Origin of the sequence: Domibacillus indicus (assembly GCF_023715895.1) — a bacterium.
Lineage (GTDB): Bacteria > Bacillota > Bacilli > Bacillales > Domibacillaceae > Domibacillus > Domibacillus indicus_A.
In genome coordinates, this window is sequence record NZ_JAMBOO010000002.1 from 539,356 (window position 1) to 565,118 (window position 25,763).

A 25,763-nucleotide genomic window follows, 5' to 3' on the forward strand; every position below is an offset into this window, starting at 1 on the left:
CTTTACTCGTTCCTATGCGCGGCCAACCGCTTGAAGGTTTCTGTTTTTTTCTGTTTCCCCAACGTACAGAGCGCATGCTGCATCACCTGTGATATTAACAGCCGTCCGTGTCATATCAAGCAGGCGGTCAATTCCGATAATTAAACCAATTCCCTCAACCGGCAGTCCGACACTACCAAGCACCATCGCCAGCATAATAAGCCCGACGCCGGGTACACCAGCTGTTCCAATGCTGGCCAAAACAGCTGTGAGAACGACAGTCGCCAGTTCCCCCATTGTAAGATCAATCCCATAAGCCTGGGCAATAAACATCGTTGCTACGCCCTGCATGATAGCGGTTCCATCCATATTAATGGTGGCGCCAAGCGGCTGTACAAATGAACTGATCGGCTCAGGCACTTTCAGATCTCTTTGGGCTACTTCCATGGAAACAGGCAGCGTCGCATTACTGCTTGATGTACTGAATGCGACTCCCATTGCCGGAGCAAACTTTTTAAAAAACCAAAGAGGATTTTTCTTCGCCAAGAAAGCAACGGTGCCCCCATATGTGATGGCGCTGTGGATAAACAATGCCGCTAATACAACAAGCATGTATGAGCCCATTGCCAGAATGGCATTCCAGCCTTGTGTGCCAATGGCTGTAGCAATTAAAGCAAAGGTTCCATATGGCGCAAACCGCATAACAAGCCCTACCAAATACATCATAATTTCATTTCCCTGATTCACTAAACTGAGGATGCCTTTTGTTTTTTCGCCAAGTGCAGTCAGGGCAAAGCCGATAAAAACGGCAAATACAATTAGCTGAAGCATATTTCCTTCTGCCATCGCGTTGATAGGATTTTTCGGAATAATATTCATAAGCGTTTCACTGACAGGCGGTGCTTCTTCTGCTGAGAACTCAGCGCCTGCCGTATCAAACTCTCCGGCTGCGCCCGGCTGAATCACAGCAGCAAGGGTCAAGCCGATGATAACCGCGATACACGTCGTAACTAAAAAATAGCCTATCGTCTTTGCACCAATACGACCCAGCTTTTGTGGATCGCCAAGACCTGCCGATCCAAGCACAATGGAAAAGAAAACAAGTGGTACAACAAGCATGTTGATCAGGCTCAGGAAAATCTGCCCGACCGGTACGAATAAATACGTATTCAGTACTTCAAATACATTTGGTGCAGTCAAGTTTAACAGGAGACCGACAATTGCTCCGAGGACAAGCGCTGCCACAATCTTGGTAGTTAAATTCATTTTTTTCATTTACTCACCCCTTTTTCACTGTGCAAATCCTTGCCTTTTTTCTACTAAAACCACGTAAAATAACAGCGGTATTTTAAGAAGTAACATACCACTCCTTTTAAAGATCTAAACCCCTGTTTTTATTCTTTGGTACCTTGTCGTTTTTACTTCTTTTTCGGTTAGCGCAAGTCTTTGGAACTATGCCTTAATATTCACTTTGTGCAACAAATTTTACAGGAGCGCTTATCATTATGAAAATCGGGGTATAAAAGAATATAACCACCACGTCAAAGGGGTCAACCGGTATGAAAAATAAAACCATTTTATTTCTGTCACCGTTTAATCATTTGAGCATGATGGCGGAAGGGTGGGCGGCAAGATTAAATGAGCCCTCCTGGAATGTAATCAGCGCCGCTTGCTCACGTGCAGACTATGACGCCCTTCCTGTTAAGGCGATGAAAGAAGTAAACATTGACATCGAGAGTAAAACACCGCATTCGCTGAAGCCTCAGCTCGTGAATGAGGCGGACATCGTGGTTGCTATTTATGATTTTCAACGTGATAGCCTCCCTGCTCTTTTGAATGAATCCGAGCAGAAAGTGTTACGATGGAATATATTCAATCCAATACATTGTGATCATTTAACAGATCGATGGGCCGCTTATCAGGAAGTATGCGATGAGCTTGCTGTAAAGATACAGGAGCTTAAAAAACAACTCATTTAAATCTTTACGCCTTTGCGGTTGGACCAGCGAGGGCATTTTTTTTTGAAACTAAATTATTTAGCATCCGTATAACTCATTTAGAGAGGCAGGGATTATAACTATGGAAACAAAACAAACACTGATCGAACAGCTGCAGCAAATTGGGCAGTGGGAAAAGGATCAAAAAGGATTGTGGATTTGGGACCGTGCAGCCCGTCTTCCTTTTGCTATCCTTGATAAACTGACTCCTTCTTTTATTCAGCGAAAAATTGGCTCGCTGCTGGACGAACTCGGCTATTATATTCAAAGCGGCGGCAAGTATTTAACGAGGCAGGACAGCATCTTAAAAAAGCTGGAGCGCAACGCCGAAATACCTGTTCACTCTATAGAAGACGTAAAAAAACTGCCGATTTCCGTTATGGACGAAACTGCTTTTTCGATTCAAAAATCGCATGCGGGCGCCGCTACCGTTCAAGGTGCTGCAACAGGCATTGGAGGCATTTTTACGCTGGCAGTTGATATCCCTGCCACGTTGGCGATCTCTCTAAAGATGCTTCAAGAAATCGCTGTGGCTTATGGATACGATCCTAATGAGCGGGAAGAACGGATTTTCATTATTAAATGCCTGCAATTTTCTTCCTCCGATATTGTTGGGAAACGAGCTATTTTAAAAGAAATTGCGAATTATGCCGATCGGGGAAGCAGCAAAGAAATGATTTCGCAAATGCAGGGCTGGCGGGAAGTGGTGCTTTCCTACAGAGAGCAATACAGCTTAAAGAAAGTGTTTCGCCTTGTACCCGTAGTGGGCATTGTTTTCGGAGCGCTGTCAAACCGCTCGATGATTGAAGAATTGTCCGATACCGCCATCATGCTTTATAAAAAACGGCGTATTTTAGAGAAACTAGCAGAAACCGAATCAGACATCCGCCTTTAATGCGGATTGTCTGATTCGGTTTCTTTTGTAAGCATCTCAATCACCTTTTTATTTCCGTATAAGTACAGCTTGTCACCTGCCTGAATCGTTTCCTCCGTTAAATCTTCGCGTACATTTACTTCTCCTCTTTTAATGAATAACAAATTGGCATCATGCCCATGCTCAAAGACATCCTCCACCTTTTTTCCATCAAGCTTGGTGCCTTCTTCTACTACTACATCTGTTACAATGTCATCTTCTTGAAGAAAAAGCGCTTCTTTCACCGGGAGTTCAGAAATATCCAGGTTTTTTTTCATCTCATGTTTAAATCGGTGCTGAAGAAGCTTTTTAGTCACTGGTGTTTTGCCGAGAATGTAAATGGCCAGCAGTACGGAACTAATGATGATCAATTCCTTTAAGCGCAGGTCATTGGCTAAAATATTGGTAATCGCTGAGATAATAACGGCCAATGAAAAAGCACCGAACAGAATGAGAAACATACTGATTCGGCGTCGTATAGGATGATCAATAATAAGCTGTGATTCATCTGTTGTAAATCCGGTGCCTGTCAGCATGGAAATCGCCTGATACCGGGCCACCTCTTTTTCAAGTCCTGTTAAGTGAAACGCGATTACAGATATTTCAATGACAAGCACCACGATCACCAAATAAAGTAAAATAAAAACAAATCCCATATCTTGCTGCCTTCTTTCCGGAACGGCTTTTCTTTCATTGTTCCCGAAGGCATTAACCGGTAAACATGCCGCCATACTTCCTCTTTAAGCCGTCTTTTCCATAGGTGAAAATTGTTGTTCGCCCATCAATAACGGTTGTTAAATGAACGGGTTTGCCCCATAGCGTATAGAGATTTGGAATGGTTTGCTCCAAATAGCCAACGTCCAGTTCTTTTCCTTCATACGAATGTAAAATATGCAGGTCTTCTTTTCCATCTGTGACGTAAAGAGACGGGAATCCTCCGTTTACCTTTGAGGAAACAAGCTGATCCTGCACCGACGCCCATTCCTTATCAGTGATCGTCCAGTGGGCTCCTTTTTTCTCAAACAAATACAGATCCTCCTGCTCAACAAATTCTTTCGTCAAGTAGTTGCGCAGAAAAGAAATATCGGATTCTCTAGCACGGATATCAAATAAAATTTCGCGGTTTCCATATTGTTTTTCAATATACTCATATAATTTAACCCCAAGATAATAGGGGTTGATGCCCATTTTAGACGGCTGCACAACATCCGCATTCAAACGCGCATATTCAATGGCCTCAGATTCTGTTAAGGACAGCTCTCTCATAATCTTCATATGCCAGTAAGAGGCCCAGCCTTCATTCATAATTTTTGTTTCCATCTGCGGCCAGAAATAAAGCATCTCCTGGCGGATTAACATGACAATTTCACGCTGCCAGTCTGTTAAAATCGGACTGTTCGCAGCGATAAAAGCAAGAAGGTCTTTTTCAAAAAATGTTTCCTCTACTTGCTTGGGAGCCGATTCTTTTTCCCAGAGATCGTCGTATTCGTAACGGTGAGTGAATGGCTCGTCGATTTGATGAGAGCCGATGTGTGCCAGGGGATCTACATGCTCCTCAATGGATAAAACGGCGTCAAGAAAAGCTTCCACTTGCTCAATTCCATGTTCATCTGTTAACTGGCTGATCCGCTCTGCTGCAGAAGCCATTGATTTTTCCATTTGGTTGTTTGTTTTTTCAAAGTGGACATTATTTTTAAAAAAGTCCGAGTGGGCTAAAACATGGGCAACAATAAGCTTGTTTTGAACGAGTGAGTTTGTATTGAGCAAAAAAGCCTGGCACGGATCTGTATTCATTACCAGCTCGTATATTTTGCTGAGCCCCATCTCATAGTGGAGCTTCATTTTGTAAAATCGCTTCCCAAACCGCCAATGCGAAAAACGGGCAGGCATTCCATAAGCACCAAAAGTGTAAATAATATCTGCCGGGCAAATTTCATAACGCATTGAATAGAAATCAAGCCCGAATCCTGCAGCAATATCTGTAATTTCTTCGATTGCATATTGAAGATCAGCATGCTTCATCCGAATCCCCCCTGAATCTATGTGTATGCGTACGCCCATTAAACATGAAAAAAGAGGCGGATTTCATCCGCCTCTTTTTTATATGCTGCAGCCCAAAGAAGCCGCCAGCTCTTGATCATTATTTCAACATTTCATTTACACGCGCCATGAAATCTTCTTGAACGAGTGCAAGCTTTTCCGTTACTTCTTCCAACGAATCCGCTTTTACCCCAAAGTAAAATTTCACTTTTGGTTCTGTTCCCGATGGACGAGCGCACACCCATGTTCCATCTTCAAGGAAATATTTTAATACATTTGAAGAAGGCAGCTTGATCGACTGTTTTTCATTCGTAGCAATGGCCGTCCGTTCCCCTGTCTGATAATCTTCTACGGCTTCGACCCGGATGCCTGCAATTGATTCAGGCGCCTGCGCGCGGAAAGAAGACAGCAGCCCCGCAATTTGCTCTGCCCCGTCTTTTCCTTTTAACGTCAAAGACTGAAGGCCTTCCTTGAAGTAGCCAACACGCTCATATAAATCTATCAATGCTTCATGCAGCGTTTTCCCCTGCTTTTTGAAGTACGCGCATGCTTCAACAGCCAGAAGCGCTGCCTGCACTGCATCTTTATCACGGGCAAAATCGCCAATTAAGTATCCATAACTTTCTTCATAACCAAACAAGAATGTAAATTCGCCTGATTCGTTATACTGCTCAATTTTTTCACCGATAAATTTAAAGCCGGTTAACACGTCTTCGCATGAAACACCATATTGAGCTGCTGCTGCACGTCCCAGCTCAGACGTTACAATGGTTTTGAAAATGCGGCCATTTTCAGGCAGTGTGCCTTTTTCTTTTTTGCGAGCCAAAATATAATCCACCAGCACAGCGCCTGTTTCATTTCCTGTCAGCAAAACATATCCGCCGTTTCCGTCTTTTACAGCGACACCAAGGCGGTCTGCATCCGGATCTGTCGCAATCAAAATGTCCGCATCCACTTTTTGTCCATCACGGATAGCCAGTTCAAACGCTGCTTTTTCCTCAGGATTTGGAGATTTTACGGTTGAAAAATTGGCATCTGGCTGCTCCTGTTCAGCTACAACAGTCACATTTTGATAGCCAAGCGCCTCAAGTGCCTGGCGTACAGGCTTATTACCAGTACCGTGAAGAGGAGAAAACACAATATTGACGTCAGATTCTTGTGCTGCTTCCGGCCACTCTGAAATAGTCACAAGATTGTCCACATATGCCTGATCGATTTCTTTCCCGATCACTTGAATTAGTCCCTGTTCTTTTAACAGTTTCTCATCTTTTACCCCGATCTGGAGTTCATCACCTGCTGCGTTCACTTTATCGATGACACGATCAGCTGCTTCCGGAGCAAGCTGGGCACCATCCGGCCCGTACACTTTATAGCCGTTGTACTCAGGCGGGTTATGGCTTGCTGTAATCACGATACCAGCAAAAGCATTCAGCTCACGTACGGCAAAAGACAATTCCGGTGTTGGGCGAAGCTCGTCAAAAAGATATGTTTGAATACCTGCTGAAGCAAGTGTTTTCGCACTTTCAAGTGCAAACTCCGGTGATTTATGGCGAGAGTCATAGGCAATCGCTACACCGCGTTTTTTCGCTTCTTCTCCTTGTTCTGTTATGTAAGCTGCCAAACCTGCAGATGCTTTTCGAATCGTATATACATTCATCCGGTTCGTGCCAGCGCCAATTTCGCCGCGCATGCCGCCCGTACCAAATTCAAGATTTTTGTAAAAAGCATCTTCTAAACTTTTTTCATCTTCTTCGATTGAAAGAAGCAGTTCACTTATTTCTGCATCAAGTTCCGAATAGTTTTTCCATCTTGTATATTCTTCTTTCCAGGCCACAGGCATTCCCTCCAAAACTATGATTTCCTATATCATACCATCTGTTGTTCTTATTTCACAGAATTATTAACGGTAAACCTCATTCATTTCCAACCAAAAACAACCAGGATATAGGAGACGCTCAGAATGTTTTACTTTTCTTCTTTATTCAGACTATAATGCTAATGTTCAGCAATTATTTTGATGATAGGCGGGGATCTCATGCAAAAAAAAGAAAACCTGCTTTTCACCGCATGGGCTGCTTCCTTTACAGCCATGCTAGGCAGTCTTTATTTCTCAGAAATTGCCGGCTATGAACCTTGTGAGCTTTGCTGGTATCAGCGTATTTTGATGTACCCTCTCGTATTGATTCTTGGGATTGCGATCGCCAGAAGGGACACGAAAGCCGCTGTTTATTCGCTCGCAATGTCTGGTATTGGCGGTCTTATTTCCCTTTACCATTATGGCATTCAAAAAATCGATTTTTTATCGGATGCTGCTCCTGCCTGCGGCCGGGTGCCGTGCACAGGGATGTATATCAACTGGTTCGGATTCGTTACCATCCCGTTTCTCGCGTTGACTGCATTTACGATTATTTTCGTGGCCAGCTTGATGATTTTAAAAAGAAAAGGGGCGTAAATCATTGAAGAAAGTGATTATTTTTGCGGTGGTTCTCGTTGCTGTTTTTGGCGCGATTGCCTTTGTAACGCAATATCAAAAAGAAGAAGCATCGAAAGGAAATCCATATGGTAAGGATGACCTTCATACTGAAACGGTCAAGCAGCTGGATGACCCAAACTACCAAAATATTATCCTGCCTGATGACCTTGAGAAAAAATTAGAGGACGGCGAAGATGCGGTTGTTTATTTTTACAGCCCGACCTGCCCACACTGCCAGGAAACCACGCCTGTTTTAATGCCCATTGCGGATGATGAAAATGTAGAAGTACTTCAGTATAATCTGCTTGAATTTGAACAAGGCTGGACAGACTATGGGATTGAATATACACCGACACTTGTTTATTTTGAAAACGGGGTAGAAAAAGACCGCCTTGTCGGCAGCCAGCCTGAAGCGGAATGGACTGCGTTTTTAAACCAGACAAAAGAAAATAACCAATAAAAAAAAGCGGCCTTCCCTAAATGGGAAAGCCGTTTTTTATTTTGAAAAAGTCGTCCGCTTCTGTTCAATAAAAAAGGACAGCGGAAATGGAAAAGAAATCTGATAACTTTGTAATGTATGAATACTTTCCGTAAATAATGCTTCATATTGAGTAGAAAGAGATGAGGTTTCTAGGATGGAAATAATCGTATTGAGTGCTGTGATTACACATGAAGCATCGTGCAGCGATTCTACTTGTTCAAGTTGTTTATCATCCAGTGAAAAAAGTTTTTCTGCTTCGATCTTTTCAATAAGATCAGACTGAATGTAACGTGGAAATACCTGTTTCGACAAATAAGAGCACAATGTTTTAATTTTCTCTTCTTGTTCAATGGTTGAAGACATAAGTATGGACATGGTTTACAGCCACCTTTAGTTGCAGTCTCCTATCAGAATACCATACAATTCTCAGAGAGAAAATAACTATTTATTAGAAAAGGATGAACTTCATGCATACAATTCGACAAAATCAGCACTGGGTAATGTATATAAATGCAGAGCTGGATGGTTCAACCATTGAAGCCATTCTTTCAGAAAAATGGCAGCTTCCGAAAAAAATGATTCATTTATGGCGAATGGACCGTTCTATTCTTTTGAATGGACAGCCTGCAAATTGGCGCCAGCCGCTTGAGCAGGGCAGCTCTTTGGCCTTTCCTTTTTTCAAACCCGGTTCATTCGGCGCTGAACCTGTGCCTCCCTCGCCTTCCATTTTATACGAGGATGATCATTTGGTGGTTGCGGATAAACCGGCCGGAATCAAGACCCATCCGAATGACCCTGGTGAACGCCATACGCTGCTCAACGGTGTAAGCTATCACATGTCAGTGAAAGGAGACTCTCTTCCTGTGCGGCATGTCCACCGCCTCGATGAAGGAACAAGCGGAGCTGTTTTGTTTTCAAAACATGAAGCGGCTTATGCCATGCTCTCCCGCCTGCTTGAGCAAAAAGAAATTTTCCGCACGTACTATGCAGTAGTAGACGGGGATGTTACTCAAAAAAGCGGCACGGTTCGAAAGGCGATTGGAAAAGATCGCCATCATCCGACAAGACGGCGGATTTCTCCGAACGGCCAGGCAGCGGTTACTCATTTTGAACGGGTGGCCGTGCAGGATGGCCGCTCCTTGCTAAAGTGCCGGCTCGAAACAGGCCGCACTCACCAAATTCGTGTCCATCTGTCCTCGATCGGCCATCCGATTTCTGGAGATGCATTGTACGGCGGAAGCGGGATTTCTCCCCATCCACTGCTGCATGCAGCAAAATTAACAATTCCTCACCCATTTGTAAATGATTGCGTAACCGTATCGGCTCCTGTGCCGGATTCAATAAAAAAGCTTTTTTTAACGACATGTTTCGAGTAAAATGGGAAAGTTGAGATTATTTTTAACTATTTCAGGAGGTTGTGAACGTGTTTAAACAGAAAAAAGATAAATTTTCAATGCTGCTTGAATCTATTGCATTAAATTTAAAAGAAGGTGCAGACTATTTCGCTGAATATAAGCTGAAAAATGCTGGAGATTTAAAAATCTTTTCAGATGAAATGAAACGCTTTGAAACAAAAGGCGATGACCTTATGCATGAAGTGATTAAAGAGTTAAACCACACTTTCATCACACCAATTGAACGTGAAGACATTCTGGCGCTGGCAATGAGCATGGATGATGTGATGGACGGGCTTGAAGCAACTGCCGCTATGTTTGAAATGTACTCTGTCATTAATGCAGACGAATACATGCTGAAATTCGTTGATGCAATCCGTTCTTGTGCAGAGGAAATTGTCTCAGCCGTTGAACTGCTTACTGTTAAAAAGCTGCAGGTGATCCGCACACATGCTATTAAAATTAAGGAATATGAAACTGTTTGTGACGGAATTCTTCGTCAATCAATCAAACATATTTTTACAATTGAGAAAGATCCGATCCGCTTGATCAAGATGAAAGAAATTTACGAAAACCTTGAAGAAATTGCGGACTATTGCCAAGACGTCGCCAATACACTTGAAACCATTATTATGAAAAACGCATAAGGGGTCTTGACCGTTGGATACATTATTTCTTATTACTATTTTGATTGTTATTTTCGCGCTTGCGTTTGATTTTATTAACGGGTTCCATGACACGGCTAATGCAATTGCGACAGCCGTATCAACAAAGGCCCTTACGCCGCGGCGTGCTATTATACTGGCAGCTTTTATGAACTTTTTAGGCGCCATGACATTTACTGGGGTAGCAAAAACGATCACAAAAGATATTGTGGATCCGTTTATGCTTGAAAACGGACTGGTTGTCATTTTAGCCGCTTTAACCGCTGCTATTTTTTGGAACCTGCTTACATGGTACTACGGTATTCCAAGCAGTTCATCGCATGCTCTTATCGGTTCGGTTGCCGGAGCGGCAATTGCTGCAGCCGGATTCCAGGCATTAAATTACGGCGGATTTTTCAAAATTCTTCAAGCGCTTATTATCTCGCCGCTTCTTGCTTTCGCGATCGGCTTTATCGTGTATAGTATTTTTAAAGTCGTATTTAAAAACAACAATTTGGCGAAAACAAACCGGAATTTCCGTCTGATCCAAATTGCGACTGCTGCCCTGCAGTCTTATACACACGGTACGAATGATGCGCAAAAAGCGATGGGGATCATTACAATGGCATTAATTGCCGGAAACTACCAGCAGTCAACAGATATTCAGCTGTGGGTACAGGTTTCCTGTGCGCTGGCAATGGGGCTTGGTACGTCAGTCGGCGGTTGGAAAATCATTAAAACCGTTGGCGGCAAGATTATGAAAATCCGCCCAGTCAACGGTGTAGCGGCCGATCTTTCATCTGCGATGATCATTTTTGGCGCCACGCTTATTCATTTGCCGGTCAGCACAACCCATGTGATCTCTTCTTCTATTCTTGGTGTTGGTACTGCCCACCGTGTTAAAGGAGTTAAATGGGATACTGCTCAGCGCATGCTGATCACCTGGGTCATCACACTGCCGATAACTGCTACTATCGCAGCCATCAGCTACTATATACTGAATATCTTTCTCTAAGCTGAACCAATTTTTGGTTCAGCTTTTTTATACAAAATCCGATTTCTTGACGAATGAACATATATTGATTAAAGTGAAAAGCGAATATCACTTACGAAAAGTAATAGACGAACCATTTTTCCGCTTTTATGGCGAAAAATGACGATATAGGGGGATTTTTGTTTATGTCAGATTTTTTTGAAGTAGCCCTTGGCCGCCGTTCGGTAAAGGTATACGATCCAAATGCACGTATATCAGGGGAAGAGTTAACAGAATTGCTTCAAGTAGCAGGACGGGCACCATCTGCGTGGAATCTACAGCAATGGCACTTCCTTGTTTTTCACGGAAAAGACGTGCAGAAAAAATTATTGCCAATCGCCTACAATCAGCAGCAAATTGTGGATGCCTCTGCTGTTATTTGCATCATGGGTGATTTGCAAGGCAATTTAAACGTGGATCCGGTTTTTGATCCACAGGTTGAAAGCGGCGAAATGACACCTGAGCTAAAAGAAATTTTAGCCGGCCAAATTAACGGAGCTTACAACCGCGCTGAGTACCCGCGCGACGGGGCCATTTTAAATTCATCGCTGGCTGCGATGCAGCTTATGCTGGCTGCACGGGCAAAAGGATATGACACATGCCCAATTGGCGGCTTCAATGCTTCCGGGCTGGCAGAGGCGTTTAACGTGCCTGCACGTTACCTGCCAACGATGCTGATTACAGTCGGTAAAGCCCTTCAGGAAGGCCGCCCTACTGACCGTCTTCCGATCAACCAGCTGATTACCTACGCAGAATAATTCAAAAGCCGCTTCTCGTAGAGAGCGGCTTTTTGAATTGCCTCTTGCACCTCCTGCAGAAAACGTCTAGTATTAACAAGGGATTTTAATGCTTGTTTGTGGAGGAATGAAGAAATGTTTAAATTGAATGAACATGGCACGACCGTTAAAACGGAACTGCTTGCCGGCTTAACAACCTTCCTGACAATGGTGTATATCGTGGTAGTTAACCCGATTATTTTGTCAGATGCCGGTGTCCCATTTGAGCAGGTGTTTACGGCGACAATCATTGCAGCGGTTGTCGGAACACTTTGGATGGGCTTGTTCGCCAACTACCCAATTGCGATTGCACCTGGTATGGGAATGAATGCATATTTCGCTTACTCAGTTGTCGGGTCGCATGGCGGCATTACGTATGAAACAGCATTTGCAGCTGTTTTTATTTCGGGGCTTCTTTTTGTGGTTTTGTCTTTAACGCCGCTTCGTGAAAAGTTAATCGAAGCCATACCCGAAAATTTAAAGCACGGTATTTCTGCCGGTATCGGCTTGTTTATTGCTTTTATTGGGCTTCGCCTGACTGGCATCATCGGCCCGGATCCAAGCAACCTTGTGAAGCTGGGCGATTTGCAGAGCCCGTCCGCGCTTTTGGCTTTGTTCGGCCTTGCGGTTACCATTGTGTTAATGGTTCGCGGTGTGAACGGTGCCCTATTCATAGGTATGGTCATTACGGGGCTTGCTGCTTTTTTTACCGGCCAGCTTTCGTTTAAGGAGGGCTTTGTCGGCATGCCGTCCATGCCGGATGGGCTGTTAGCTTTAAATCCTATTACAGCCTTTGGTGACGTTGTCAGCCACAGCTTATATGCGGTTGTTTTTTCTTTCCTGCTCGTCACGATTTTTGACACAACCGGCACAATGGTTGGTGTTGCCCAGCAGGCTGGTTTGATGAAAGGAAACAAAATGCCCCGAGCGCGCCAAGCGCTTTTAGCGGACTCTGTTGCTACATCCATCGGTGCGATGGCGGGTACGAGCCCGACCAGTGCTTATATTGAATCATCAACAGGCGTTGCAGCCGGAGGAAGAACCGGACTTACATCGGTAACCGTTGCTGGATTGTTTATTCTGGCTGCTTTCTTTGGCCCGCTCGTTTCAGCTGTATCCGGTATTTCTGCCATTACAGCTCCCTCGTTGATTATCGTGGGCTGCTTAATGATGCAAAATGCTGCGAAAGTAAATTGGAAAGAGCTTGATGAAGCGTTCCCTGCGTTTCTGATTATTTTAACCATGCCGCTTACATCAAGTATTGCAACAGGAATTGCCCTTGGCTTTGTATCGTACCCGCTTGTGAAAATCGCACGGGGACGCTATAAAGAGGTTCATCCGCTTGTGTATATTTTTGCGGTGCTGTTTTTCTACCAGCTGTTATTTTTGCCGCACTAAAAAATCCGCCCCATACGGGCGGATTTTTTTATAAAGAGGATAAAGCGCTGGCAATGGAAACAGTACGCTTCGCCTGGTGCTTGACTGCGGCTTCTACATTTTCTTTCATGCCGTCTCTTCCTACTGATACACTTGTACCATATGGATTTCCTCCTGCTTCAAACAGAACAGGATCTGTGTAGCCGGGAGCTGCAATAATGGCGCCCCAATGATACATGGTTGTATACAGCTGAAGAATCGTCTGCTCCTGTCCGCCGTGAGCGTTTTGAGCTGATGTCATAGCGCTGACTACTTTATTAGCCAGCTTTCCGGTTGCCCACAGGCCGCCGGTTGAATCAATAAATTGCTTGAATTGGCCGGGTACATTGCCGTATCTTGTCGGAACGCTGAATACAATGGCATCTGCCCATTCTAAATCATCCAGCGTTACCTCTGGAATATCCTTTGCTTCTTCTACGTGCGCCTTCCAGGCATCGTTTTTTTCAATGGCCGATGCGGGAGCCGTTTCTGGAATTTTAAGAACTTTTACATTCGCTCCTGCTTCTTCTCCCGCTTCTTTCGCCCAGTTCGCCAATTGAAAATTCGTACCGGTCATGCTGTAATAAATTACGGCTAAATTTGTCATCTCTTACTCTCCCCCTTATGCGTGGTTTCCTCTTACTGAGTTTGCCCGCTGGAGAAAAAAACAAAACCTTTTCATTTATCCGGCTGAAAAAAGTAGGAAAGTGCCGGATAGACGTCTTCCCTTTTACGAATGACGTAGGATTTAAACAGTGGGTTTTGTACTTTTCGAAATGCGGACATCAGTGGTGTGGTCCGGTTGTACTGATTCACTTCCCCATAGCCGAACATGCGGCAGTGCGGCAGTATTTTTTCGAGCAATGCAACACACTGGGGATTGTCTGAAGCAAGATTATCGCCATCAGAAAAATGAAATGGATAAATGTTGTACCGTTCCGGCGAATATTTTTTTTCCATCAGCTCCAGCACAAGCCGGTACGCAGATGAACAGATGGTTCCGCCGCTTTCTCCTTTAGTGAAGAAATCATTTTCTTCCATCTGGAGCGCTTCTGTATGATGGGCAATAAATACAATATCAACCGTTGTATATTTTTTTCTTAAAAAGCGGGTCATCCAGAAAAAAAAGCTGCGGGCGATATATTTCTCAAACGGCCCCATACTTCCACTCGTATCCATCATCGCAAAAATCACGGCTTTAGACTGAGGCTTTTTCTCTTCGGTAAAAGAGCGAAAACGACGGTCTTCCGGGCGGACAGGGAAAAAAGACATCTCTCCCGCCAGTGCGTTTCGCTTAAACGCTGCCATTAATGTTTTCTTTTTATCAATTCGTGCCGTTACACCTGTTTTACGGATGTCATTAATAGTCCAGTCCGTAATAACCGATTCCGCTTTTTCTTTTTCAGCGAGGTTTGGCAGGGCCAGCTCAGAAAACAGAGCATCTTCAATTTCAGCCATGCTGACTTCCGCTTCATAAAAATCCTCCCCGCGCTGGTTTCCTGCTTTTTTGCCCTGCCCAGCCGCACTTTTCTCATCTCCGCCTGCCCGGGCGATCGCGTCTCCAACTTCTCCTTTTCCCTGCCCGGTATGCTTGGATTTTTCATCGGAATAACGAATTTTATATTCCTGAAGCGAACGGATCGGCAGTTTCACTGTCCGCTTGCCGTCCGACATAATAATTTGCTCTTCAGTCACCATATCAGCTAAATTTTTTTTGATCGCTTCTTTTACTTTTTGCCGATGGCGTTCCTGGTCATCATAGCCTTTTCGGTGGAGTGACCAGTCTTCTTCTGATAAATGATAGGATGTGTCCATTTCATTTCCTCCCCAGGTTTTATTTCAATCAAAAAGGGTAAACAAGTATAAAAGAATAATGAGGTGACTCATGATGAATTTAAAGAAGCGTGAAGAACAGCCTATGAATTCAATGGTCACAAGCTTTGAAGACATGGAAATCCTTGGCCGTCAAATGGAGCGCCAGCGGACAAATGAAGAGCTGAAGCAGCATGAACGACAGCCTGATCCGATTCAATTTGACGAATCAACCGATGGAAAATAATAACCCGGCTGCCTGCAACCGGGTTTTTCTTTTGGTTATCGGTTTAAAAGTCCTCCAACATAGCGAAGCAATTCATTGGCTGAAACAGAATTGTAGCCGCATTCGTCAATTAAGCGTGCTGTGACTTCATTCATCTTTTTCAACTGCTGTTCATCCGGCGTAACAGACGAAGTGGTAATTTTAACAATGTCTTTTAAGTCGGAAAACAGCTTTTTCTGAATCGCTTCTCGAAGCCGATCATGCTCCCGGTAATCAAATTTTTTCCCTTTGCGTGCATAAGCGGAAATTCGAATCAGCATTTCTTCGCGGAATGCTTTTTTAGCGTTTTCTGACACGCCAATCTGTTCTTCGATCGACCGCATTAAACGCTCGTCCGGACTGACTTCCTCACCTGTGAGCGGATCGCTTAATTTCACCTTGTTGCAGTATGCTTCCACATTATCCAAATAGTTGTCCATTAATGCCCGGGCCGATTCTTCATACGAGTAAACAAAGGCTTTTTGAACTTCTTTTTTCGCCGTTTCATCGTACTGCTTTCTCGCTTCGGAAATAAACTGCAAGTATTTCGTGCGCATTTCCTTTGTAATGGACGGATGTGAATCCAGGCCGTCTTTTAATGAGCGCAGCACATCCAGTGCATTGATCGAATTGGTTCCTTTTTTAATAATGGCTGCAGAAATGCGGTTCATTACATACCGTGGATCGATTCCATCCATTCCTTCATCCGAATGTTCTTTTCGGAGTTCAATAGCATCAAGCGGCGTTAATCCTTCTACCACTGCTCCGTCATAAAGCTTCATCTTCATCACAAGATCAACGTTTGCCCGGCTCGATTCTTTTAAGCGCGTTAAGATGGTGAACATGGCTGCAGTACGGAACGTGTGCGGTGCAAAATGAATGGAAGCCGCTTCACTTTCGTGTATCATTTTTTCATAAATTTTTTCTTCTTCAGTCACCTTTAGGTTGTATGGCACCGGCATAACAATCATACGGGAATGAAGAGCTTCATTCTTTTTATCTGCAATAAAGGAACGGTACTCTGTTTCATTGGTATGGGCAATAATCATTTCATCTGCCGAGATTAAGGCAAACCGGCCGGCTTTGAAATTCCCTTCTTGGGTTAGTGAGAGCAGGTGCCATAGAAACTTCTCATCACACTTCAGCATTTCCTGGAATTCCATTAATCCCCGGTTTGCAATGTTTAATTCTCCGTCAAACCGGTAGGCGCGCGGATCAGACTCCGATCCAAACTCGGCGATCGTTGAAAAATCGATGCTGCCGGTTAAATCCGCAATGTCCTGTGATTTCGGATCGGATGGACTGAACGTTCCAATGCCGCGGCGCCGGTCTTCTGAGAAGAAAATACGCTCAACCGGCACTTCTTCAATGCGGCCTCCAAATTCATGCTCAAGCCGGTAGGCATTTAGCGGTGACAATGATCCTTCAATGCGGATACCATACTCTTCATAAAAGTCATCCCGAAGATCCCGTGGAATTAGATGAAGTGGATCTTCTGCCATCTGGCAGCCTTTAATGGCATATACGGCGCCGGCATCTGTGCGGGTGTATTGCTCCAGTCCCCGCTTAAGCATTGATACAATTGTGGACTTCCCTCCGCCAACTGGCCCCATCAGCAGCAAAATCCGTTTGCGTACATCTAGCTTTTTCGCCGCCGGATGAAAATACTCTTCTACAAGACGCTGGATCGGTTCTTCAAGACCAAAAAGCTCGCGGCTGAAAAAGTCATAATTTCCATCTGTCATACCGAATGAGCGAATCATATTGTATATACGCGCATGCGCTGGCATTGCAATATGCGGCTTTTCTCTAAGAAGCTCCAAATACTCCCGGAATGTTCCTTCCCAGCGTAGCTTTTCTTCTTCGGCACGGCTTGATTGAATTTTATCGAGTATCGTCATAATTGGCTCCCTCCGCTCCGCACTCTAATGGGCGTATTTATCGGATTTTATGCGCCGGCGAAACCATTTATGAGAAAAAGAAACGTTCACATTCAATATTGCATCCGGTATAATAGGGAAAAATGAATGCGTTTACGCTACAGAAAGGGGCTTCTTTCCATGAGATTATTAGGTGTTCTTTTCGTATGTATTGCTTTTTTATCAGCGATTTTCACAGCGGGCTACAACGACAAACCAGGCGCGAAATAAAAAAAGCTGTACCGATTTTTTCGGTACAGCTTTTTTTAAAAAGATATGTGATTATAACCAGCATTCAACTTAGAGCGTCTTGCACTTTTTTGCTCCAGCCGGCCAGCCCCTCGGTCATAAGCTGCCCCGCCTTTGCGGCAAAAAGCGCCGCCAATGCAGTTCATCTTATGCCTGCCGGGCCTGAACGGCCGACTTGCGCTTTTCTTTAATACAGGTCTGGGAAGCCTTGCTGGCGAAGTGCCTCGTATATAAGAATGGCTGCCGTGTTGGACAAGTTAAGCGAGCGGACATGCTCATTCATTGGAATGCGCAGGCAGCGGTCCATATTGGCCGCGATCAAATCTTTTGGAAGACCCGTTGTTTCTTTGCCAAACATAAAATAATGATCCTGTTCTGTATCGCTGTAGTCAAACTTAGCGTGATCCTGTTTACCGAACTTTGAAAGATAATACATATTTCCATCTGGATTTTTTTCAAAAAACTCTTCAAGAGAATCATAATACGTAATATCAACAAATTCCCAATAATCCAGCCCGGCACGCTTAAGCATTTTATCGTCAGTTGAAAATCCAAGCGGGCGGATTAAATGAAGCGGTGTACCGGTCGCCGCACACGTCCGCGCAATATTTCCGGTATTGGCCGGGATTTCCGGCTGGTATAGCACTACATGAACTGCCACAAAACTTCACTCCTTTTCAACTCATCATTATAACACGGAACCTATCTGTCCGAGTGCTTTTTTAATTTCATCCACCACTGTCTCATCTTCTTCGCGCTCTAGTGCTTTGAACAGCTGGGACTCTGCTTCTATGCCGCCAATCTGCCCAATAGCATAAGCTGCTGTACCACGAAGAACTGGACGTGGATCGTTGTGAAGCAGAGCAGCAAGGGCCGGCAGCGAAGATGGCTCCCTGAAATGAGCCAATGCAATGACTGCATTTCGCTGAATCGGCTTTTTGCCGCGCCATGAACCAGACATCGCGCCAAACCGCTCCTTAAATTCCTTGTTGCTCATCGATAAAAGCGGCTCTAACAGCGGCTTTACTTCTTCCAGTGCCGGTGTCATTTCTTCATGGTTTAATGTGTGTTTCCCTTTATTGGCCGGGCAGACGGTCTGGCACGTATCACAGCCGTACAGCCGGTTTCCGAGATGTTTACGGAATTCCTCCGGCAAAAAGTCTTTTGTCTGCGTTAAATAAGCGATACACCGCTGAGAATTAAGCTGTCCTCCTTGAACGAGTGCACTTGTTGGGCAGGCGTCAATACATTTCGTACACGTGCCGCACTGGCTTTCCATCGGCGTGTCCGGTTCAAAAGGAATATTGGTCAGCATTTCACCTAAATACACGTATGAACCAAACTCCGGTGTAATAATCGCACAGTTTTTTGCACTCCAGCCGATGCCAGCCCGCTCCGCCACCGCACGGTCAGACAGCTCACCTGTATCAACCATTGATTTCGTTTGGACATCTGGCATTTTTTCTTTTAAAAACACTTCCAGCTGTTCCAGCTTTCTGCGCAGAACGAGGTGATAATCTTCTCCCCAGGACGCTCGGCAAAACAAGCCGCGCCGCTCTCCCTTTTTCCCTTTCGGAGCTCCTTCCAGCTTCGATGGATACGCAAGCGCAATGGCAATAATCGAACGCGGACTATCCATCAAGAGTGCCGGGTTTGTCCGCTTCTCAATATCTTTTTCCTCAAAACCGGATGCATATCCTAGTTCTTGCTGCTGTACCAGTTTTTGTTTTAATTCAAGAAACGGATCGGCCGCAGCGAATCCGATTTTATCGATGCCAATTTCTTTGCTGTAGTCAATCAGTTCCTGCTTTAACTGCCGGTACATTTCTTCTCCTCCGTTCCATAGAAAATAGGCAAACGGGAATCCCGTCTGCCTGTTTGTCGTTTTTCTTATTATTTCACAAAAATGCGATAAAGTCGAGCATGTCAGCTGTAAATATGGCTTCCTGTTTCTACAAATTCCTTCGACTTTTCTTTCATGCCTTCTTCGGCTGCCTGCTTACGCAAATCATGAGAAATGCGCATCGAGCAGAATTTTGGTCCGCACATTGAACAGAAATGAGCCGTTTTTGCTCCTTCTGCCGGCAGGGTTTCATCATGGTATTCGCGCGCCCGGTCCGGGTCAAGCGATAAATTAAACTGATCATGCCATCTGAATTCAAAGCGCGCTTTTGATAAAGCATCATCTCTTTTCTGAGCTCCCGGATGGCCTTTGGCAAGATCCGCTGCATGAGCAGCAATTTTGTAGGCAATGACCCCTTCACGAACGTCATTTTTATCCGGCAGGCCAAGATGCTCCTTCGGTGTCACATAACAAAGCATCGCCGTGCCATGCATAGCAATCATCGCTGCACCAATCGCAGAAGTGATATGGTCATATCCCGGTGCAATATCCGTTGTAAGCGGACCAAGTGTGTAAAACGGCGCGCCCTGGCAAATATCAATTTCTTTATCAATATTTTCTTTGATTTTATGAAGTGGTACATGTCCTGGTCCTTCGATCATTACCTGCACATCATATTCCCAGGCAATTTTCGTCAGTTCGCCAAGCGTTTCAAGTTCCGCAAATTGAGCTTCGTCATTTGCATCGGCAATCGATCCCGGACGAAGGCCGTCTCCCAAAGAAACCGAAATATCGTACGCTTTTAAAATTTCACAAATTTCTTCAAAGTGTGTGTATAAGAAATTTTCCTGGTGATGAGCCAGGCACCATTGCGCCATAATGGAACCACCGCGTGAAACAATACCGGTTGTCCGCTTAATTGTCATTGGAATATAGCGAAGTAGTACGCCGGCGTGAATTGTAAAATAATCGACTCCCTGCTCAGCCTGCTCAATGAGTGTATCCCGATACACTTCCCACGTTAAATCTTCTGCTATGCCTTTTACTTTTTCAAGAGCCTGGTAAATCGGCACAGTGCCAACCGGTACCGGCGAATTGCGGATGATAAATTCCCTTGTCGCATGAATATTTTTTCCTGTAGACAGATCCATAATCGTGTCCGCACCCCAATGCGTTGCCCACGTCATTTTTTCTACTTCTTCTTCAATAGATGAACTTACTGCCGAGTTACCAATATTCGCATTGACTTTTACATGAAAACGGCTGCCAATAATCATCGGCTCATTTTCAGGGTGGTTAATATTGGCCGGAATAATCGCACGGCCGGAAGCAACCTCCTCACGAATCGTTTCTGCGTCCATGTTCTCACGAATCGCTACATATTCCATTTCCGGTGTGATTATGCCTTTTTTCGCATAATGCATTTGAGTTACGTTCTGGCCAGGAAGCGCCCGTCTTGGTTTATGGGCAAAATCCGCTTGAAACATCGATTCCGCTTCTTTGACCCCATTGTCTTCCGGCTTTACTTCTCTTCCTTCATAAAGCTCTGTGTCTTCTCTGGCTGCCACCCACTGCTCTCTTACACGCGGCAGGCCTTTATGTACGTCTGCAATAAAACCGGGTTCTGAATAAGGACCGCTTGTGTCATAAACGGTGATCGGTTCGTTTGCATGGGTTCCTGCATCTGTTTTCGTTTCGCTTAATTTAATTTGCCGGAATGGAACCCGGATGTCCGTTTGACTTCCTTCCACATAAACTTTTTCACTTGCTGGAAATTGTGCCTGCAGATCGATTTTTTCACTTTTCAAACGATTCATCTTATTTTCCTCCCTGGACTGCTGAAACCGATCTGGACACACACACGTAAAAAATAAAAACGGGTTCTTTTAAAATAAAAGAACCCGTGAAATAGTTTAATGGACGGCTTAAAAACCGTGTCCCTACTTCCCTACGCTGGTACTGGCCAGATCAGGTTCGAAGGGTTAAAGAGCCTTAAAGCGCGCTCTTCTCTCAGTCCGGCTAACGGACACCCCTAGCAGTTGTAAATTATGAAGCTGTGTACAAAATGTAACACGATAAAAATGATCTGTAAAGCATTTTTTCCATGTAATGCTATTTATTTGCCCCAAAAACCTTTAAATGCTACGCTTATAACTAGTTTTTTATCAGGCGAACGGAGGCAATGCAATGCAGACTATTTCTTTAGCAGAAGCGGTAAAGTTAAAAAGTATTTTAACTAAAAAAGTGCATGAATTGGAGGAAGAATTACGCCGCGTTGCTTACACAACGATTGAAAAAGGTGATTCTATTCCAACTGCTGTACGGACCGTAAGCGCTGTAGAAGCAGAACTTCAAGAAGTTCGAAAAGACGCGCGCACACTGGACCGGCTCATGTACAAAGCCAATAGCGAAAACACCGTTTCCTTTAAAAACGAAACCGTTCCCCTTGTAGAAGCAATTGAATGGGCGACTCAGCTTCGTGCAGAAGCACGGCTTTGCAAGGAAATGGGCGCTTCTCCAAAGGAGGAAATCCAATACGGTTATGCGGAGAGCACCACTGTTTATAAAGTAGCTCTGTTCGAGCCTGAGGACTATCGGCAAAAAGCGATTCAGCTTGAACGGGAAGCTCATAAGCTTTCTAATTTAATTAATGCAAAAAATTACACAGTTACCATTGCCTTTAATGACGAAAAATATTTTTAACCTTGAAAAAGTGAGACTCTTTTTCAAGGCGCAGGATTGGGAACCTCACTTTTTGAATAGAAAAGCAAACCAATCCCCGTTTTCCATTCACCTTGTGACCGATAACCAATCCCCATCTAATGCGATGGCAATCCGCCCTTTGGATGTTTTTAAACGGTTTCTCCCTGCGAAACAGCCTCTTCTCTTCGAAGAGGCTGTTTATTTAAAGAGAAGCATTCTGAATGACAGACAGCATATTTTGGTTTGGATAATTCACTTCTTTGTATTGATTCATCACTTTGTCCGCATCAAATTCCACCCGTTCAATGGAAGTGCTGATCCGGTGTCCGTCTGTTTCTACAATAGCGTATGAAGCTTTTTTAACGCCGTCAAACGGGAGGCCGACGCTGCCGATATTTATGACGATCTTTCCTTTTATATACCGAATATAAGGCTTATGAATATGAGCATAGATATATACGTCATTACTTTCAGAAAGCATTAATTTCGTTTCTAACACCTCGTCAGGCTCGGAAGAAGAAACTACGGTAAATAAGCTGTCCGGCGCTGCATGAAAAGCATGAACCGCCACACCGTCCAGATCGAGATGAAGCTCTGTTGGAAGAGCGTTTAGGTAATCGATATCCGCTTCTTCTAACTGTGATACAGTCCAGTCACGCTCTTGATTCATCAGCTCCAGCGCTGCTTCTGCTACTTCTCCTTTGTGAACACCTCGCACAACCCATTCATCCGCATTCCCTTTAATCACTTCTGTTTGAAGCCCTTGAATCAGCTCCAGTGACCGCTTCGGTTCCGGCCCGCGGTAACAAAGGTCGCCCAGTACATAAATTTTATCTACCTGCTTCGTTTTAAGATCATTTAACACAGCTTGAAGCGCCACTGCATTCCCATGAACATCAGAGATAAAAGCTGCTTTCATTTTCAACATCCTTTTCTTTATAATTTTAAAGCAGAGAACCGATATGTATAAAAAAATTATGACAAGCAGGCTTTTTACTGTAAAGAAATAAGCTCACCAATAAAGGTGAGCTTTAGGTTTTACCGAAGGTTATTTTTTTCTTTTTGCGGAGCGGAAGAATCAGATCCCTCGGCTTCTTCAAGTGCTTTTAATTCGGCGTTTGTCTGCGGAAACCCGTTTGCCTGCCATTCATCGCGGTACTGGGCATCTAATCCCGTCAGCCCTTCATATTCTTTTGCTTTTTCTGAATCAACACTCTCCACTTCGTCTTTTTTAAGTTCAGTGGACTTGTCATCAATAAATTTTGTTTTCTCAACGACCATGGTTTGCTCATTTTTCTTAGAAGCAATACCATTTTTAATGCCTTTTACCACTTTTGTCGTTCCTGCTTTTAAACCATTGCCGATTTTACCCACTGTACCAGAGTCCGTATCTCCTGATTCTTGTTTTTGCTGAAATGCATTTAAAGCTAAAACGATTCCAGTAGTGAGTAATGCGGTAGAACCAACTACTACACCCATCGTCATTTCTTTTTTCTGAAGAGAGGAATTCATCCGGTCAAGCATCTCTTTTTCTTTCTCCATCATTTTTTGCTGTGCTTCAATTCCAGTTTTTACTCCCTGGATGGTTTTATTAATACCGCCCTTGATCATCTCTTCTTCGGTTTCAACGCCTGTTTTAATAAGGTCTGCTGTTTTTCCGGTACCAGCTTTTACCCCATTTTTAATTCCTTTTTTCACTTCTTTTACTGCACTAAATTTTTGGTTCCGGTTTTCAGCCATTTGTTTCTTATTGCTATACCCTTTTGTCATTTTTACAGCCCCTGCTGATGCCAAAGCTGAAGAACCGATAATGATACCCATAGTAGATGTTTTCATACATACCCCTCCAGTTTAAGTTTTAAGTTAATAAGGATATTACCGATTTGAAGGGATTTTAAACAATATCCATCACAGTTGATACTATTTATCTAGATGAATAACCGTAAACGTGTCATTAGAAGCGATGTAATCACAAACGGATTTTTTATTTAGTTAAGAACGCAGCGGTTTTAAACACGAAAAAACCCTTCAACAAATGTTGAAGGGTTACGCCGTTTAATACCGGCGGCCGGGGTCGAACCGGCACTCCCGTGAAGGAACTGGATTTTGAGTCCAGCGCGTCTGCCAATTCCGCCACGCCGGCAAATACATAATGGAGGCGGCAACCGGACTCGAACCGGTGGTAAAGGTTTTGCAGACCTTGGCCTTACCGCTTGGCTATGCCGCCTTTATAAAAATGTTGGAGCGGAAGACGGGATTCGAACCCGCGACCCCCACCTTGGCAAGGTGATGTTCTACCACTGAACTACTTCCGCAAAATAATGGCTGGGCTAGAAGGATTCGAACCTTCGCGTGACGGAGTCAAAGTCCGTTGCCTTACCGCTTGGCTATAGCCCAAAAATATGGGGCGATCGAGGGGAATCGAACCCCCGAATGTCGGAGCCACAATCCGATGCGTTAACCACTTCGCCACGACCGCCATAATAAAATTTTATAAAATTGATCGAATTGGCAGGGGCAGTAGGAATCGAACCCACACCGGAGGTTTTGGAGACCTCTGTTCTACCGTTAAACTATGCCCCTGTATAAACTGGTGGAGGGGGGCAGATTCGAACTGCCGAACCCGAAGGAGCGGATTTACAGTCCGCCGCGTTTAGCCACTTCGCTACCCCTCCATCATGCATAAGCAAAATGGTGCCGGCAAGAGGACTTGAACCCCCAACCTACTGATTACAAGTCAGTTGCTCTACCAATTGAGCTACACCGGCAGCATAATGGCTCAGGACGGAATCGAACCGCCGACACAAGGATTTTCAGTCCTTTGCTCTACCAACTGAGCTACTGAGCCTTTCTTACAAGATTTCTATGTATAATGGCGGTCCGGACGGGACTCGAACCCGCGACCTCCTGCGTGACAGGCAGGCATTCTAACCAACTGAACTACCGGACCAAACAATTGCGGGGGCAGGATTTGAACCTGCGACCTTCGGGTTATGAGCCCGACGAGCTACCGAGCTGCTCCACCCCGCGATAACAATATGGTGGAGGATGACGGGATCGAACCGCCGACCCTCTGCTTGTAAGGCAGATGCTCTCCCAGCTGAGCTAATCCTCCAAATGGTGACCCCTACGGGATTCGAACCCGTGTTACCGCCGTGAAAGGGCGGTGTCTTAACCGCTTGACCAAGGGGCCAATATGTATGTTTGATAGAGTATACTGGCGGAGAGCAAGGGATTCGAACCCTTGAGACAGCGGTAACCGTCTACACGATTTCCAATCGTGCTCCTTCGACCTCTCGGACAGCTCTCCATAAATGGCTCCGCAGGCAAGACTCGAACTTGCGACCGATCGGTTAACAGCCGATTGCTCTACCACTGAGCTACTGCGGAATAATCATATAAAATCCTTCCGCCAGGCGGCGTCCTGCTCTCACAGGGGGAAACCCCCAACTACCATCGGCGCTGAAGAGCTTAACGGCCGTGTTCGGGATGGGAACGGGTGTGACCTCTTCGCTATTGCCACCTGACTTATTTGCGACATTTATTATTATAGCACAATAAATGAAATTTGCAAGAAATTTTTTGTTCTTTCAAAACTGGATAGAAGCGTTATTGTATGGGCAAAAACCTTTCGGTTACACGCCAAGTGTACATTGATTAAGTCCTCGATCGATTAGTATTCGTCAGCTCCATGCGTCGCCGCACTTCCACCTCGAACCTATCTACCTCGTCATCTTCAAGGGATCTTACTTACTTGCGTAATGGGAAATCTCATCTTGAGGGGGGCTTCATGCTTAGATGCTTTCAGCACTTATCCCGTCCACAC

At 44.6% G+C, this 25,763-nt stretch carries 24 protein-coding genes, 15 tRNA genes, 2 rRNA genes and 1 riboswitch; of the genes, 11 read left to right on the plus strand and 30 right to left on the minus strand.

Annotation, left to right across the window (positions count from 1 at the left end; translation table 11 throughout):
- Positions 1–12: 12 nt before the first annotated feature.
- Positions 13–1,245: a dicarboxylate/amino acid:cation symporter gene (locus M3221_RS06080; RefSeq protein ID WP_251270635.1), complete on the minus strand. Its 1,233-nt coding sequence runs from the start codon at positions 1,243–1,245 to the stop codon at positions 13–15.
- A gap of 293 nt (positions 1,246–1,538) precedes the next feature.
- Between M3221_RS06080 and M3221_RS06085 the strand changes: the two genes are divergently transcribed.
- Together M3221_RS06085 and M3221_RS06090 are read left to right on the plus strand one after the other, a co-directional pair.
- Entirely contained in the window at positions 1,539–1,958 is a 420-nt protein-coding gene (locus M3221_RS06085; protein ID WP_242232430.1) for an arsenate reductase/protein-tyrosine-phosphatase family protein, read from the plus strand.
- 94 nt (positions 1,959–2,052) lie between these two features.
- On the plus strand, positions 2,053–2,871 hold the full coding sequence (locus tag M3221_RS06090) for an EcsC family protein (RefSeq protein ID WP_251270636.1): 819 nt from the start codon (positions 2,053–2,055) through the stop codon (positions 2,869–2,871).
- Here M3221_RS06090 and M3221_RS06095 read toward each other — a convergent pair.
- The 3 genes from M3221_RS06095 to M3221_RS06105 all read right to left on the minus strand — a co-directional run bounded on the left by M3221_RS06095 (position 2,868) and on the right by M3221_RS06105 (position 6,763).
- Positions 2,868–3,620, minus strand: coding sequence for a TrkA C-terminal domain-containing protein (locus tag M3221_RS06095; RefSeq protein WP_251270591.1), 753 nt, complete (start codon positions 3,618–3,620; stop codon positions 2,868–2,870). The two genes, M3221_RS06090 and M3221_RS06095, sit on opposite strands and share 4 nt — an antisense overlap.
- Positions 3,598–4,911: a SpoVR family protein gene (locus M3221_RS06100; RefSeq protein ID WP_251270592.1), complete on the minus strand. Its 1,314-nt coding sequence runs from the start codon at positions 4,909–4,911 to the stop codon at positions 3,598–3,600. Before M3221_RS06100 ends, M3221_RS06095 begins: the two co-directional genes overlap by 23 nt.
- A gap of 118 nt (positions 4,912–5,029) precedes the next feature.
- Positions 5,030–6,763 carry a phospho-sugar mutase gene (locus M3221_RS06105; RefSeq protein WP_251270593.1) on the minus strand — a complete coding sequence of 578 codons (1,734 nt, stop codon included), beginning with the start codon at positions 6,761–6,763 and terminating at the stop codon, positions 5,030–5,032.
- Positions 6,764–6,964: 201 nt separating this feature from the next.
- Between M3221_RS06105 and M3221_RS06110 the strand changes: the two genes are divergently transcribed.
- Both M3221_RS06110 and M3221_RS06115 read left to right on the plus strand, forming a co-directional pair.
- Positions 6,965–7,381, plus strand: a complete 417-nt coding sequence (locus M3221_RS06110) for a disulfide formation protein C (protein WP_251270594.1) — start codon at positions 6,965–6,967, stop codon at positions 7,379–7,381.
- A gap of 4 nt (positions 7,382–7,385) precedes the next feature.
- Positions 7,386–7,862, plus strand: coding sequence for a thioredoxin family protein (locus M3221_RS06115; protein ID WP_251270595.1), 477 nt, complete (start codon positions 7,386–7,388; stop codon positions 7,860–7,862).
- Positions 7,863–7,898: 36 nt separating this feature from the next.
- Here the strand turns inward: M3221_RS06115 and M3221_RS06120 are convergent, their stop codons facing one another.
- Positions 7,899–8,258: a DUF5365 family protein gene (locus M3221_RS06120; RefSeq protein WP_251270596.1), complete on the minus strand. Its 360-nt coding sequence runs from the start codon at positions 8,256–8,258 to the stop codon at positions 7,899–7,901.
- Positions 8,259–8,350: 92 nt separating this feature from the next.
- On the opposite strand from M3221_RS06120, the gene M3221_RS06125 reads away from it, so the two are divergent.
- The 5 genes from M3221_RS06125 to M3221_RS06145 all read left to right on the plus strand — a co-directional run bounded on the left by M3221_RS06125 (position 8,351) and on the right by M3221_RS06145 (position 13,128).
- Positions 8,351–9,259, plus strand: coding sequence for an RluA family pseudouridine synthase (locus tag M3221_RS06125; RefSeq protein WP_251270597.1), 909 nt, complete (start codon positions 8,351–8,353; stop codon positions 9,257–9,259).
- Positions 9,260–9,336: 77 nt separating this feature from the next.
- The gene (locus M3221_RS06130) at positions 9,337–9,924 is read left to right on the plus strand and encodes a DUF47 domain-containing protein (protein ID WP_251270637.1); all 588 of its coding nucleotides are present in this window, start codon (positions 9,337–9,339) and stop codon (positions 9,922–9,924) included.
- 13 nt (positions 9,925–9,937) lie between these two features.
- Positions 9,938–10,936: an inorganic phosphate transporter gene (locus M3221_RS06135; protein WP_251270598.1), complete on the plus strand. Its 999-nt coding sequence runs from the start codon at positions 9,938–9,940 to the stop codon at positions 10,934–10,936.
- 164 nt (positions 10,937–11,100) lie between these two features.
- Positions 11,101–11,712 (plus strand): nitroreductase family protein, encoded by a 612-nt coding sequence (locus tag M3221_RS06140; RefSeq protein WP_251270599.1) that lies wholly within the window; start codon positions 11,101–11,103, stop codon positions 11,710–11,712.
- A 114-nt stretch (positions 11,713–11,826) separates the two neighbouring features.
- Positions 11,827–13,128, plus strand: coding sequence for an NCS2 family permease (locus M3221_RS06145; RefSeq protein ID WP_251270600.1), 1,302 nt, complete (start codon positions 11,827–11,829; stop codon positions 13,126–13,128).
- Between the two features lie 28 nt (positions 13,129–13,156).
- On the opposite strand, the gene wrbA is transcribed toward M3221_RS06145, so the two are convergent.
- Positions 13,157–13,753, minus strand: coding sequence for an NAD(P)H:quinone oxidoreductase (gene wrbA / locus M3221_RS06150; protein WP_251270601.1), 597 nt, complete (start codon positions 13,751–13,753; stop codon positions 13,157–13,159).
- A 71-nt stretch (positions 13,754–13,824) separates the two neighbouring features.
- A complete protein-coding gene (yhbH, locus tag M3221_RS06155) occupies positions 13,825–14,961 on the minus strand; it encodes a sporulation protein YhbH (protein WP_251270602.1) in 1,137 nt (378 codons plus the stop codon).
- 70 nt (positions 14,962–15,031) lie between these two features.
- Between yhbH and M3221_RS06160 the strand changes: the two genes are divergently transcribed.
- The gene (locus M3221_RS06160) at positions 15,032–15,205 is read left to right on the plus strand and encodes a hypothetical protein (RefSeq protein ID WP_251270603.1); all 174 of its coding nucleotides are present in this window, start codon (positions 15,032–15,034) and stop codon (positions 15,203–15,205) included.
- A gap of 35 nt (positions 15,206–15,240) precedes the next feature.
- On the opposite strand, the gene M3221_RS06165 is transcribed toward M3221_RS06160, so the two are convergent.
- From M3221_RS06165 to thiC, 4 genes are all read right to left on the minus strand, one after another.
- Positions 15,241–17,124, minus strand: coding sequence for a PrkA family serine protein kinase (locus tag M3221_RS06165; RefSeq protein ID WP_242232445.1), 1,884 nt, complete (start codon positions 17,122–17,124; stop codon positions 15,241–15,243).
- A gap of 454 nt (positions 17,125–17,578) precedes the next feature.
- Positions 17,579–18,052 (minus strand): tRNA (uridine(34)/cytosine(34)/5-carboxymethylaminomethyluridine(34)-2'-O)-methyltransferase TrmL, encoded by a 474-nt coding sequence (trmL, locus tag M3221_RS06170; protein ID WP_251270604.1) that lies wholly within the window; start codon positions 18,050–18,052, stop codon positions 17,579–17,581.
- 27 nt (positions 18,053–18,079) lie between these two features.
- Complete coding sequence (gene queG / locus M3221_RS06175; protein WP_251270605.1) at positions 18,080–19,216, minus strand: tRNA epoxyqueuosine(34) reductase QueG; 1,137 nt, start codon at positions 19,214–19,216, stop codon at positions 18,080–18,082.
- A gap of 101 nt (positions 19,217–19,317) precedes the next feature.
- Entirely contained in the window at positions 19,318–21,051 is a 1,734-nt protein-coding gene (thiC, locus tag M3221_RS06180) for a phosphomethylpyrimidine synthase ThiC (protein WP_251270606.1), read from the minus strand.
- 111 nt (positions 21,052–21,162) lie between these two features.
- Positions 21,163–21,278: riboswitch (TPP riboswitch) on the minus strand.
- Between the two features lie 143 nt (positions 21,279–21,421).
- Between thiC and M3221_RS06185 the strand changes: the two genes are divergently transcribed.
- The gene (locus M3221_RS06185; protein WP_251270607.1) at positions 21,422–21,937 is read left to right on the plus strand and encodes a hypothetical protein; all 516 of its coding nucleotides are present in this window, start codon (positions 21,422–21,424) and stop codon (positions 21,935–21,937) included.
- 202 nt (positions 21,938–22,139) lie between these two features.
- Here M3221_RS06185 and M3221_RS06190 read toward each other — a convergent pair whose 3' ends face one another.
- From M3221_RS06190 to M3221_RS06280, 19 genes are all read right to left on the minus strand, one after another.
- Entirely contained in the window at positions 22,140–22,856 is a 717-nt protein-coding gene (locus M3221_RS06190) for a metallophosphoesterase family protein (RefSeq protein WP_251270608.1), read from the minus strand.
- Positions 22,857–22,975: 119 nt separating this feature from the next.
- Positions 22,976–23,773, minus strand: a complete 798-nt coding sequence (locus M3221_RS06195) for a hypothetical protein (RefSeq protein WP_251270609.1) — start codon at positions 23,771–23,773, stop codon at positions 22,976–22,978.
- A 223-nt stretch (positions 23,774–23,996) separates the two neighbouring features.
- Positions 23,997–24,080 (minus strand) — tRNA-Leu (locus M3221_RS06200).
- A 10-nt stretch (positions 24,081–24,090) separates the two neighbouring features.
- A tRNA-Cys gene (locus tag M3221_RS06205) sits at positions 24,091–24,164 on the minus strand.
- 13 nt (positions 24,165–24,177) lie between these two features.
- Positions 24,178–24,252: transfer RNA gene (locus M3221_RS06210), tRNA-Gly, on the minus strand.
- A gap of 7 nt (positions 24,253–24,259) precedes the next feature.
- Positions 24,260–24,334 (minus strand) — tRNA-Gln (locus M3221_RS06215).
- A 6-nt stretch (positions 24,335–24,340) separates the two neighbouring features.
- Positions 24,341–24,416: transfer RNA gene (locus M3221_RS06220), tRNA-His, on the minus strand.
- Positions 24,417–24,446: 30 nt separating this feature from the next.
- Positions 24,447–24,520 (minus strand) — tRNA-Trp (locus M3221_RS06225).
- 8 nt (positions 24,521–24,528) lie between these two features.
- Positions 24,529–24,612, minus strand: a tRNA-Tyr gene (locus M3221_RS06230).
- Between the two features lie 17 nt (positions 24,613–24,629).
- Positions 24,630–24,705: transfer RNA gene (locus M3221_RS06235), tRNA-Thr, on the minus strand.
- A gap of 7 nt (positions 24,706–24,712) precedes the next feature.
- Positions 24,713–24,785: transfer RNA gene (locus tag M3221_RS06240), tRNA-Phe, on the minus strand.
- A gap of 25 nt (positions 24,786–24,810) precedes the next feature.
- Positions 24,811–24,887: transfer RNA gene (locus M3221_RS06245), tRNA-Asp, on the minus strand.
- 6 nt (positions 24,888–24,893) lie between these two features.
- A tRNA-Met gene (locus M3221_RS06250) sits at positions 24,894–24,967 on the minus strand.
- Positions 24,968–24,976: 9 nt separating this feature from the next.
- Positions 24,977–25,052, minus strand: a tRNA-Val gene (locus tag M3221_RS06255).
- A gap of 3 nt (positions 25,053–25,055) precedes the next feature.
- A tRNA-Glu gene (locus M3221_RS06260) sits at positions 25,056–25,130 on the minus strand.
- 25 nt (positions 25,131–25,155) lie between these two features.
- Positions 25,156–25,247, minus strand: a tRNA-Ser gene (locus tag M3221_RS06265).
- Positions 25,248–25,252: 5 nt separating this feature from the next.
- Positions 25,253–25,327, minus strand: a tRNA-Asn gene (locus M3221_RS06270).
- A 21-nt stretch (positions 25,328–25,348) separates the two neighbouring features.
- Positions 25,349–25,464 (minus strand): 5S ribosomal RNA (gene rrf, locus M3221_RS06275).
- Positions 25,465–25,590: 126 nt separating this feature from the next.
- Positions 25,591–25,763 (minus strand): 23S ribosomal RNA (locus tag M3221_RS06280); the annotation flags it as partial.

Excerpts from the sequence above, each read along its gene's own strand:
- M3221_RS06190 (WP_251270608.1), bottom strand. The coding sequence starts at position 22,856 with ATGAAAGCAGCTTTTATCTCTGATGTTCATGGGAATGCAGTGGCGCTT.
- queG (WP_251270605.1), bottom strand. The coding sequence starts at position 19,216 with ATGTACCGGCAGTTAAAGCAGGAACTGATTGACTACAGCAAAGAAATT.
- M3221_RS06185 (WP_251270607.1), top strand. The coding sequence starts at position 21,422 with ATGCAGACTATTTCTTTAGCAGAAGCGGTAAAGTTAAAAAGTATTTTA.
- M3221_RS06120 (WP_251270596.1), bottom strand. The coding sequence starts at position 8,258 with ATGTCCATACTTATGTCTTCAACCATTGAACAAGAAGAGAAAATTAAA.
- M3221_RS06130 (WP_251270637.1), top strand. The coding sequence starts at position 9,337 with ATGCTGCTTGAATCTATTGCATTAAATTTAAAAGAAGGTGCAGACTAT.
- M3221_RS06110 (WP_251270594.1), top strand. The coding sequence starts at position 6,965 with ATGCAAAAAAAAGAAAACCTGCTTTTCACCGCATGGGCTGCTTCCTTT.
- M3221_RS06085 (WP_242232430.1), top strand. The coding sequence starts at position 1,539 with ATGAAAAATAAAACCATTTTATTTCTGTCACCGTTTAATCATTTGAGC.
- M3221_RS06160 (WP_251270603.1), top strand. The coding sequence starts at position 15,032 with ATGATGAATTTAAAGAAGCGTGAAGAACAGCCTATGAATTCAATGGTC.
- M3221_RS06125 (WP_251270597.1), top strand. The coding sequence starts at position 8,351 with ATGCATACAATTCGACAAAATCAGCACTGGGTAATGTATATAAATGCA.
- M3221_RS06195 (WP_251270609.1), bottom strand. The coding sequence starts at position 23,773 with ATGAAAACATCTACTATGGGTATCATTATCGGTTCTTCAGCTTTGGCA.
- M3221_RS06080 (WP_251270635.1), bottom strand. The coding sequence starts at position 1,245 with ATGAATTTAACTACCAAGATTGTGGCAGCGCTTGTCCTCGGAGCAATT.
- wrbA (WP_251270601.1), bottom strand. The coding sequence starts at position 13,753 with ATGACAAATTTAGCCGTAATTTATTACAGCATGACCGGTACGAATTTT.
- thiC (WP_251270606.1), bottom strand. The coding sequence starts at position 21,051 with ATGAATCGTTTGAAAAGTGAAAAAATCGATCTGCAGGCACAATTTCCA.
- M3221_RS06145 (WP_251270600.1), top strand. The coding sequence starts at position 11,827 with ATGTTTAAATTGAATGAACATGGCACGACCGTTAAAACGGAACTGCTT.
- M3221_RS06140 (WP_251270599.1), top strand. The coding sequence starts at position 11,101 with ATGTCAGATTTTTTTGAAGTAGCCCTTGGCCGCCGTTCGGTAAAGGTA.
- M3221_RS06095 (WP_251270591.1), bottom strand. The coding sequence starts at position 3,620 with ATGGCGGCATGTTTACCGGTTAATGCCTTCGGGAACAATGAAAGAAAA.
- yhbH (WP_251270602.1), bottom strand. The coding sequence starts at position 14,961 with ATGGACACATCCTATCATTTATCAGAAGAAGACTGGTCACTCCACCGA.
- M3221_RS06165 (WP_242232445.1), bottom strand. The coding sequence starts at position 17,124 with ATGACGATACTCGATAAAATTCAATCAAGCCGTGCCGAAGAAGAAAAG.
- M3221_RS06100 (WP_251270592.1), bottom strand. The coding sequence starts at position 4,911 with ATGAAGCATGCTGATCTTCAATATGCAATCGAAGAAATTACAGATATT.